This is a genomic window from Mucilaginibacter gracilis, from assembly GCF_003633615.1.
GTDB classification, from domain to species: Bacteria; Bacteroidota; Bacteroidia; order Sphingobacteriales; family Sphingobacteriaceae; genus Mucilaginibacter; species Mucilaginibacter gracilis.
Map to the genome: position 1 here is coordinate 784,428 of NZ_RBKU01000001.1, position 11,441 is coordinate 795,868.

Here is an 11,441-nt window from a genome sequence, read left to right on the forward strand (position 1 = left end):
TTTAAATGCTTTCATCTTGGAAGTTTCATTAAAGCTTCACTGTTGTTTTTGTACCGGTGTATGACACTATTTTTCCTTTTGCAGCATTCTCTGCACCAACCGGAGAAATATCCACATTGAATTTCCGGTTAGTAAGCATTCCTTCAAAACCTCCTCTGCGCGAATCAATTGTAAGCGTCTTTGCTTTATCATTCCAATGAAAAGTTATTTCGCTGTATTTTTGCTTCTCGTAGTTATAGTTATCGTTCTCGTCTTCATACAAGGTAAAGTCTCCGTCAGCACCCGGATAAATCCTGATATCAAGTTTATCCCATTTCTTTTCCAATGCGTATTGTACAGATGGGCCCCATGGGATAATGGTACCTGCTTTTACAAAGAATGGAATAACATCGATAGGCGTTTTTTTATCGATCATTTTATTACCTGCAATCTTCTCACCAGTCCAGAAATCATACCAGTAACCGGCAGGAAGATAAACTTGCTGGTCTTGTACATCTTTATCAGTTACAGGCGAAATCAATAAAGATTTGCCCAGTAAAAACTCGGAAGACAAGTTTCTAACTTTTCGGTCATTAGGGTAATCAGCAAGCAGCGGACGTATAAATGACCCGGAATTATGCGTTACATTCCAACCTACCGAATAGATGTATGGCAGCAGTTTATACCTCAGGTTAATGTATTTTTCCTGAACATCAAAAGCCCAATCGCCCTTGTTACCAAACTGATAAATTTCCCTGGGTATATCCGTTCCGTGTGAGCGCATCATAGAGGTGAATGTGCTGAACTGCATCCAACGCACATAAAGTTTTTGGAATTCAGGATTCTTTGCCCCGCCGTCTTTCACAAATGCGCCTGCAAAGAAACCTCCGATATCAACGTTCCAGTAAGGTAAACCTGTCATCCCAAAATTAAGTACCGCGGGTATCTGCCGCTTTAAATTCCCCCAGTTCGACCCTAAATCACCACTCCAGGTATCAGACCCATTGCGTTGTTGCCCAGCAAAAGCCGAACGTGTCAGCAATACCACCCTTTTACGATCGCTGGTAAGGCGTTGGTTGTTGTATACGCCGCTCGTATGTTCGAGCGGAAAGGCATTTAGCCAATTCAAATATGTGCCGAGATAAGTTTGCTGATACCAGTCACTTTCCTTAATATTAATATGGTCGGGCTCTGTTGAATCCAGCCACCACGCATCCGGACCTAAAGAAAATATTCCTTTATTCAGATAATTCCAATAAATGCTTCTCGCTTTGGGATTGTAAACATCATAGGGCTTGGCACCACCTTTGGGCGGCCAAGTGTCAAAATCGATCAGCATATTCTTTTCCTTAAACTCTGCATATTGCTGAGTTTTGGGCCCAAATCCGGGCCAGGAAACTATAAATAAATGGGCATTTTGCTGATGCACACTATCTATCATCGCTTGTGGGCGCGGGTAAGTTTTTTTATCGAAAGCCATTGCATTCCAATTGCTGTCGGGCCCCCAGTACTGCCAATCCTGCACAATTCCATCTAAAGGGATATTTAATGCGCGGTACTTTTTTACAACATCCATTAACTCAAACTGTGTTTTATACCGCTCACGAGACTGTATAAAACCGTAAGCCCATAGCGGCTTCATTGGCGCCTGCCCCGTTAGTTCACGCATTTTGGCAACCACCCCGTCTACGTTGCCGCCATACATAAAATAGTAGTCAGAGCAATCTCCCCGTTGCGAATCAAACGAAGTTTCCTGGGGTGTGTCTTCAAAAGTTGTCGGAGAATAGTTATCCCAAAAAACGCCATAACCTTTAGAAGATTGAATAAATGGGATGCTAACGCGTGTATTTTCCTGCTTTAAAAGGACTTTTTGGTTTCTCTGGCTTAATTTGCCATTTTGTAACTGCCCTAATCCATATAAAGCTTCAGCCGTATCCAGGGTGAATGATTGTTTGACATCATACGTCTCGTGCCCATTATCCTGTACTGATGAAAAATTGGTACCGCGATCCTTTTCTGTCAGCAATTTTTTTCCGTTGAGTTCACTGAAGCGTACACGGCCGGTATTACGGTCAATAAAAACTATGATTTTACTACTTTTAAAGTAAAGTTCATTATTAAGATTGCCGGATATAATTTTAACTTTCTCAGGGACTTTAATAACGGATAAGGACTGCTTTTTAAAATTATGATTAATGGGCGATTTAGTTACACGGACGATAGCCGGGCTATAAAATTGTACATTAACCTCCATTTTTTCAGCAGAGATCTTGACTCCAGAAAACGTACTTGTGTGAGTCTGTCCTTTGGTTAAAGCCGGCAAAGCTGCAATACCAAAGAATGAGGCATAGATTAGTTTTTTTAACATCGATAAATAGATTTTAATATGGCTTATCAACGCAAACCTATCTTAAAAATCAAAACGGCGGTACTAATGATGTTGAATTTTAAGTTAATCATGTTGAATTTTTAGCATTTTACCGCTATCCGTTGTATTGGGATGGTTTTACGCCAAATTCTTCCTGGAAACACTTGCTAAAATAACCGGAGCTATTAAAACCAGTGATTTCGGCAATTTGCGAAACTGAATAGCCCTTAGTTAGCAGTAATTGTGCTGCTTTTTTTAGCCGTACTGAACGAATAAACATTGATGGCACCAGCCCGGTTAGGGCTACCACTTTCCGATATAACCCAGATCGCTCCATATTCATATCGCTGCTCAATTGTTCAACAGAATAATCTAAATTGGAAAGGTTTTTTTCTACCGAGTCTATCAGTTTTTTAATGAATTTTTCATCAATATCTGAACTTACGGCAAGTGATAACGGGATAACGACGGCATTTTTAAACAAATCTTTGCGTTTTTTCTGATCTTCAAGCAGGTTTCTGATCCTTAACTGCAACAACTCCATATTAAAAGGCTTGGTGATATAAGCATCTGCTTTGGCCTGATAGCCTTCAATTTGCGAACTTTCTGCCCCCTTTGCCGTAAGCAATATGATTGGTATATGAGAGGTCTTTAAGTCGTTTTTTATGGCATGGCATAAATCAAACCCGTTTAATCCCGGCATCATTACATCGCTTATGATCAGGTCTGCACCGTTTCTCAATACGGTATCCAATGCATCGCGGCCATTTGCTACTTCTGTAACTTGATAATCGCCTTTCAACTGTTCAACTACAACCGTTCTTAGTTCATCATTGTCTTCTGCAATCAGAATTTTAGGAATATCGATTTCCTCTGTGTTAGGTTCCGATTTTAGATCGGGTTGTTTTTCACAAGGCTCAAGATTAGTAGGAAGACTGACCTTGAACATCGTGCCTTTATTTAACTCACTTTCAACAGTAATATTCCCCTGGTGAAGTTTTACATATTCTTTAACCAAATGTAATCCAATACCATTCCCGATTTCGCTGCTAAGTGCATGATTTGAGGCTTGGAAAAACCGGTTAAAGATAGAAGGAATATCTTCAGCCGATATCCCCGCCCCATTGTCGGTAATCCTAATCTCAACCATTTTGGCATCACTATCAGCAAGAACTAGTTGTTCAACAGTGATATTTATTGCGCCGTGGTCTGCAGTAAATTTAAAGGCGTTTGACAGCAAATTATTAATGATTACGCTAAATTTTTCGGTGTCAAGGTACATCCAAAGATGGCCCGGGGTATTTATTTCTAATCTGATGCTTCTTAACAATGCAAGTTCCTTAAAAGGTTCGCATATTAGCTGTACATTTTCGGCTATGTCTGATAAGGTTAAATGTAAATTGCTTTGACTGGTATGTAATCGTTTAAAATCAAGCAATTGATTAACCATATCGAGAAGGTGCCGGGCATTCTTATAAATGCCACCTAACTGAAACTTTAGCTTTTCATCGCTTATATTTTTAATCATTATCTCAAGCGGTGTGAGAATAAGGGTTAACGGCGTCCTGATCTCATGGCTCATGTTTGTAAAGAAATTAAATTTCAACTCATTCAATTTAATTTCCTGAGCTGCTTCAATCTTAAATTTAGCTCTTCTTTTATAACTCATAACAATCCAACTCATCAAAAAGATGCCTGTTATCCAATATAAAAGTATCATAGGCCAGCTTTTCCACCAGGGAGGCGTAATTATAATATCTAAAAAAGCATTATTCGTGTCCCATTTTCCCATGGGGGCTAAGACCTGTACCTGCAATTGGTAATGGCCGGGAGCAAGGCTGGTGTACGTGGCCTGTCCTATCCCATCAGCGGTTTGTGTTTGATGCCAAACATCATTATTGCCGTTAAGTTTGTACCTGTACAACGTATGGGAGGGATTGGCATAATTGAAGGCTGAAAAACTGATGTTAAAGAAATTTTGCAGGTAATTTAAACTTACCGTTCCGCCTGTTGTAACAGATTGATTCAATATTTTATGTCCATCGTAATTAATCCCGGGTTTAATATGCTCTCCCTGTACTACAAGATCACCGAAAACTGGTTTTAACGGTTGGGTAAGGCGGTAGATTGATGTATTAATGATATTGAATCCATCTATTCCTCCGATTAAGATATTATTGTTGGAAATTTTAAGATTAGCGCGCTCATAAAACTGATCGCTTATGATACCATCATTTTTCGAAAAATTAGTAAAACTGATTTTACTTAAATTCGTAATGTTTTCCAATCGGGAAACGCCGTAAGCTGTAGCTACCCAAATATTGTTTTTAGCATCCTGTGTTATAGATTTTATACCATTGTTTATCAACCCATTTTCGGTATGAAGGCAAAAAAGTTTTTTTGTATTAAAATTCCAGATGCATAACCCATCCTGAGTTCCAATCCAAAGTCTGTCCAAAGAGTCAATTGCCAGACAATTAAACTGGTGATTATTCAACTGCCGGAAACTGTAGTTCCTAGAAAAACGATCGAATGATGCGGTCTGATTATCTTCGTCGTAAACAAATACGCCCAAACCCGATACGCCATATAGTTTATTTCCTTTGCATACAAAGTCCGAAGCAATTAAGACCTCCGAACGTCCTTCAATTTTGTTATAAACTGGTTCTATACTATTGGCTTGTGGATTTAGTTTATATAGTTTGTTGTCTTTCCCAATGATAAATAAACGTTTTTGGCCATCTTCAACCATCTTAGTTACTTCTGGGATATTTATAACGGTAAGTTTTCCATTTAAATATTTTACCAACATATCAGCTTGTGCAATCCAAACATTCTTTCGACTGTCTTTAAAAATAAATTGATTGTCGCTTTGCGTTGGCAATAACGGCCATATTTGTATTTTATCTGAAATGAAATCATAAAGAAATATACCCTGGTCGGTACCTAATAAAACTGTTTTGCCAGAATCCAGCTCTGCAAATGATTTAATATTAAGTTCTCTTTTGTTTTTAAGCGGAAAGTATGAACGATCTACCTGCTTAATTTTGTAACTGGCAGGGTTATAAAAAAGAAGCCCTTTACTAAACGTTCCCAGCCAAAGCCCCCCCTGATGATCGTATGCAGATGTACTGATTTCCGTGTTAATGGAGCGCCCATCCGTGAGATTTAATATTGAATTAAACTTTATGTTTTTGAGATCATTGTCCATAACCCATAAACCGTCATGAACGGTTACGATTATACCGCACTGTGGACTTATACTAAGTGTATTTAAATTGTAGGGGGTGTCTAATACCTTGGTCCATTTTCGGGTGTGAATATCAAAAACCAGTAGCAGGCCCCTTAAACGATTGCGCAAAAGGAAAATTTTCCCGGAACCTTTTATTACATAAGTAGTATAGTTATAATTTGAAGCTGTTAATCCTTCAAAGGTGTTCTGTTTGAAAAGTACTTTCCGATCAGCCATATCCATGGCGATCATTATTCCGGAATGTAAAAAAAAATAAGCTATACCATTATCATATGCTACATCCGATATTGGATCAGAGTCTTCAATATCGGATAGAGAAAGGAAAAGCTCTGCACGGTGAGATGAGCTCTTTTTTAGAAATAATTTCCCTGATTTTGTGATTAACCAGAGATTATGCTGGCTATCAATGTAAAAGTCTGAAAGGCTTTCTTTGATCCCATATGATGCTAATACTGCGGCCAGATTTTCCTCCTGCCGTTCCAACTTAAGATCGATCAGCAATAGCTCTCCGTACCTTTTTAACCACAAGTGGCCGTTATTATCCGAATAAATATGATGTAAACCAGTATATCCGGGAATAGGATAACTAAAGTTTTCATTTATATGGAGGTATTGAAACGAAGCTCCATTATATAAGTTTATTATGCCTTCATTTACAAACACCATCTGTCCGTCAGGTAACTGCAAAATGCTTCTAAGGCTATTTTCTGAAAGCCCATCACGAGTATCAATGGGCTTAAATACACCCAATGACTGCGCAAAACAGCTGTAGTTTAATAACAATAAAAATGAAACTAAAAAAAATCTAATCACGTTTTAATACGATTAATCAACATGGGGTTATCTAATCTATTGTCTGAAACAAAACTTCTTAAAAATCTTATGCACAGACACAAACGTATCGCTGCTTTCATAGCATTTCGTTCGGGACTTTAAATAAATCTGTATGAAGTAAGTTTCTCGAGTCAGGTCTCGAAATTGGTTTATATATTTAGTTTAACAGCACCAAATATAAAAACACACGATTGGTAACAACAACAATCATGATGAAATAAACTTCATTTTTGATGATTTTTCGTCAAAAAATTGAATTCATTGTAATTATTTGGCTTTAAACGGTTTATTACCTTTTAGTAATGTCATTCAATAATGATTCAAATTCAATCATTATGCTCTTGCTATGTGAATCCATTTGTTGTCTATGCAGACGCTTTTGAGCTATATGAAGACTGAAAAACAGGTTCATTTTATAACACCGATTACTTTGGCCGGGCCGTTTGAAAGATGCCCGTTTTTGTTAGGGTAATCATCGTTGTTGTCGGTTCTGTTGGCGGCACGGTGTCTCCACTGAGCTTGAAGTTTTTTTTTGTCCTGTAAACAAACAATGTAGTCTCGCTGATTTTTAAACGTTGGTGTTTCATGTTTTTTTCTCGAAACTTAACGTAAAATGGAGTTGCTCGAAATCATATTATACAAAATGATATGATTTCTATATAAAAGGAGGGTTTTACATGAAATGGATTTTTTTCAACTGGTTTAATAAATATAGAATTCATTTGCTCGTTTGGGCGCTATTCATCTTCTATGAAACCGTAGTTATCGGTATAGTTTTTAAAGTTTTTGGGCATCCAATGACTTACACGATGCATTACATCGCAATTCTATTACTCTTTTATCTACATGCCGACTATGCGCTTCCTTGGTCATTAAAAGAAAAACGACAAGCATTTTGGAGGCTACCTTTTGTTTTAAGTGTAGAAGTCAGCATATTTATACTTACATCTTTTTTAATCGACAGGTTCTTGATTAATAGCGGCATCATGCAAAGCAAAGAGCCACTTGAGCTAACCTCACTATATAGCTTAAGAGTGCTATACAGGTGTGTTTATTTTTGGGGGTTTTCTACAGGTTATTATTTTTTAAAAACCTATAATAAAGAAAAGAGAAAGACGAATGAATTAGAACAACAGCATTTGAAGGAGATTATAAAAAATCAAAAAGCTGAGCAGGAATTAACTAAAGCACAAAATGCCTTTTTAAAAGCGCAGATCAACCCACATTTCCTATTTAATACGCTGGATTTTATATATCATAACATTGATGTGTCGTCGCCAGTTGCAGCCGATGCTGTTATTATCTTGACTGACATGATGCGCTATGCTGTGGATGCGGACAAGATGGGCGATTTTATCCGTTTGGAAGATGAAATTGAACAGGCTGAGAATTTACTTTATTTAAGCCAAATGAGGAAAAATCACGCGTTGGGATTTCGAATAAATTACAATGAGGAAGTCCGCGAAATCCATTTAATTCCCTTAGTACTTTTAACACTCGTAGAGAATATTTTAAAGCATGGTAATCTAAACGACCCCGAACATGAGGCACTGATTAATTTATATTTGGAAGACCAATCATTCCATTTAGTAACTGACAACCTGATCGATCATGAACCATTGAAATTAAAGACTGGCTACCATTCCGGTCTAAAGAATATTGAAAAACGATTGAGACATGCGTATGGTAACGATGTTCGATTTCATTATCGTACCGATAACAACAATCATTTCAAACTGCAACTTAGCATCCCTCTGGCGCATTTAAAAGTGCATGACGGGCAGCCAAAACCTTTACAAGGTATTGATACAACACAGCCTCGTGAACACGCTGATGAGAGTTGAATAAACGGTTAATGTGCATGTGAATTAAGTCTGCAAGTAGTTTTGTGCTTTCTTGTTTGCTATTACAAGTATTGAAAATAGATAAGAATGCTATTTTGAGCTGCACCGGTAAACTATATAAGGTAAAATTAATATCAAGATTGATTTTGACCTTCAGTTCAGAAAAAATTTTATTCAATCTTTTATAATCTATTTTGCCCATCCCCATCTCTATACCAAATTGTTTAGCAATGTTTCTGCAAAAGGCCAACTGGTCGTTAATATCCGACAAAACTAACGCCAGTAGCTTTTGCACCATCATTAAAGTATCAGCATAAAGATCAGTGTTATCTTTTATCCTGGTTAGCAATTTTAAAACATATTCACTGTCAGTATAAAAAAAACATTCAATCTGATCTATTCGGAAGGCTCCGTAGCGATCCGTTTCCCGAAAATACGTCTTAACTTGAATGTCCAAAATTTGACCGATTTTACAATAAGGCTCCAGCAATACCTGCAAACGGTTAATGATGGAGTATCCATGTTCGACATTTCTCATTTGTATCCTTAAACGAATATGTGGTTTTGGATCATCGTACCTGATGAAAAACCACTTTCGAATCTCATTTTTGTAACCAGTTAATAGTGCATTGATCTGATTAACAAGTAGACTGTTTGCCTTGGCGGGATGACAATAGATTTCAAAATATAGCCATTCGCCGCCGGGCAAAATTACATGTTTATTATTGAGCGTGTGCTCTATCTCATTGTCTTTCAATTCAACAGGCTTATATATCTGATTTTTGTGACTGTAGCTTAGCAATATCTCTGCAACATACTTTTTCCCGCTATTAGTATTTATTCCATCTTCTTCGGAAATCAAGGCTTCGGAAATGTAAAGTTCAGAAGAAGGGTGTTGGCGGCAATAAAGCAAAAAAGCATCTATGTCTGCACTTAAGCTTGGGTCAAAACATAGCATTTGATCTCCATGGCCAGCTTGAAAGCGAAAATTTATCCCTTCTCCAGCCAACCAATCGGCCAACTTGATTTTAGCATTGGTCAGCTTACCGGATTTGGCATCCATAATAATATCCGATTTTACCAGCCACATTGCAGCAGAAACGATTACATCTCTAAAAGCCACCCGTGGATAAAAGTGAAGACCAGGAAAAAAATATGGCAACTTAAAATTTAAGTTCGATTTGATCTGATGATGTTGCATATCACAAAGGAAACGAAATACAGCAAAGCTAGAACGGGTGTGATTATAGGCTGAAGGTACGCGGGGAACCATTCTTTTTTGGTATTTCTTTGACCAAAGAATTATGTCCATGCCGCGAACGGTAACTAATATGTCATCCAATTGGATTGAAGAACCGTCTACTGACCAACTTAATATAGGTAATTCGTATTGATATAGCTGTTTTCGCCGATTGATATTATCTACATCTTTTTCCGCCTGATAAGCAATATCAAAGAATAATATATCTGGATTGGCCTTTTCTTCTATTGCCGTAATTCCTTTGGTAAATTCTTCTACCTCTTTGCTGGCGATTGTAAAGCGACCAAGTAGTGCATTGGCAGTGCAGCCCCCAACATTTTGTATAACGGGATGCCCGTGCCAGAAATGAAGTAAGACACTGAATGTATTAGGTATGGCCAATTCGGTGTCTGTTTGACGATCTTCAAACTCATCCAACAGTATAACACCACCTTTCATTAGCTTATTCAACAAAAAACGGTGCAATGCAGTATACTGTATATGTGGATTTTTTGTTACTTCGGTGCTTGATATATTCAATAAATCTGTGAGCTGGTGATCTGTCTGCTGTTCACCTAGATCGTCATAACCAACGCCAATTTCCAAATCCATCGCAATCGCAAGTGGTATAAGGCGATGTTCATATTTTTTTAAGAAAGCCAACCGGAATTCTTTAAGTGCCTCGATTATATCTGTAGGCAAGTACTTAGACAGGAAGCCGATCAGTTCGGGAATATTTCTGTATTTCGCATTGTCAGTGCCACCGGATAGTATTTTTCTTTCTGAAATAATGTACGCGTTATCTGTCTTAAAGTTTTTGATGTTTGCTTTTTTGAAATAGTCTTCACCAGTGATATTGGGACATAGTTCAGTAAACAGGAGCTGAATGGTCAACATTTGTAAAAGCAAATCATCTATTTCTTTATCCCTTAAGTTGAAATCAGCTTTCATTACTTTATGGATCGCTTTTTTAGAAGTCGTTTCACGACAAAGTTTCAGCAATTTGTTAAGCTCGGGAAACACAGCAACAGATGCAATTTCAAATATCCCGTCTTTTATCCTTACATAACGGTGATTTGTACCAAGTGTATAAATTGTAGCATTACTCTGAAACCAATTAGATCTTTTTAGAAGAAGCGGAAAGTCATTTAAATATGTGTCTTTTTCATTCCAACTAATGAATCGGTGACTTTGAGGATTTTCATCTAAGATTGGTGGAGACGCTTCATTGGTTAAAATTGGCAGAAGCGTAAAAGCCGCAAAAGTACCGTACGGGGTGGCTCTAAACCTGGCCCTGTTAAAATATTTCCAAACAGTGTATTTAATTTTAGCATCCGTGTTTTCTATATCTTCATCGTTTAAATTTTTTATTATTTGATAAAAGGTAGGAGAAGCTTCTCTGATCATCTCTTTCAAGTTTTCCCACTGTGATTTAAATTCATCCTGCATACTGAATGCCGGTGTTCTGCAAATTGATATATCCAACAATTTTAGTTTTATGCTCATCGCTTTGTATTTATCATCTAATAAGGATCTCGTTTAAAGACTAATCCTATTGATTACAGCCAAAGAAATAATTTAAGCTTTGGTAATTCCTTATGACAAAACAAAACGGTAGAATTTCAGGATAGAAGGGTTGAATTTCAGGATAGAATTTGAAGCCAAAAACCAATTGTGTTATGTTAGTCCAGTGGGTACCTTATGCCAGATAGTATTAACTATTCCTATTACTTACCACAATAATAAAAGCCACTTAATAGTCTAAAGAGATGAAATGCCGCGATTTTCGGGATATAATGGGTCTTTTTCGGGATAGACGCCCCTTTGGTTTTTCTTAATTATAGGTTGTTCTTTTTAAATTCACTTCTATGAAAAGCAATTAAAATCCTATATATCCTAATGGATAATAATTCAGTTTGTAAA

At 37.3% G+C, this 11,441-nt stretch carries 4 protein-coding genes; 1 reads left to right on the forward strand and 3 read right to left on the reverse strand.

The window, feature by feature from the left end:
• Positions 1-28 precede the first annotated feature (28 nt).
• Both BDD43_RS03275 and BDD43_RS03280 read right to left on the reverse strand, forming a co-directional pair.
• Positions 29-2,347: a glycoside hydrolase family 31 protein gene (locus BDD43_RS03275; protein ID WP_121196320.1), complete on the reverse strand. Its 2,319-nt coding sequence runs from the start codon at positions 2,345-2,347 to the stop codon at positions 29-31.
• A 115-nt stretch (positions 2,348-2,462) separates the two neighbouring features.
• Positions 2,463-6,413, reverse strand: a complete 3,951-nt coding sequence (locus tag BDD43_RS03280) for a hybrid sensor histidine kinase/response regulator transcription factor (protein ID WP_147425560.1) — start codon at positions 6,411-6,413, stop codon at positions 2,463-2,465.
• Positions 6,414-7,111: 698 nt separating this feature from the next.
• On the opposite strand from BDD43_RS03280, the gene BDD43_RS03285 reads away from it, so the two are divergent.
• Entirely contained in the window at positions 7,112-8,278 is a 1,167-nt protein-coding gene (locus BDD43_RS03285; protein ID WP_121196323.1) for a sensor histidine kinase, read from the forward strand.
• Here the strand turns inward: BDD43_RS03285 and BDD43_RS03290 are convergent.
• Positions 8,178-11,024, reverse strand: coding sequence for a lantibiotic dehydratase (locus tag BDD43_RS03290; protein WP_121196325.1), 2,847 nt, complete (start codon positions 11,022-11,024; stop codon positions 8,178-8,180). The two genes, BDD43_RS03285 and BDD43_RS03290, sit on opposite strands and share 101 nt — an antisense overlap.
• Positions 11,025-11,441 lie beyond the last annotated feature (417 nt).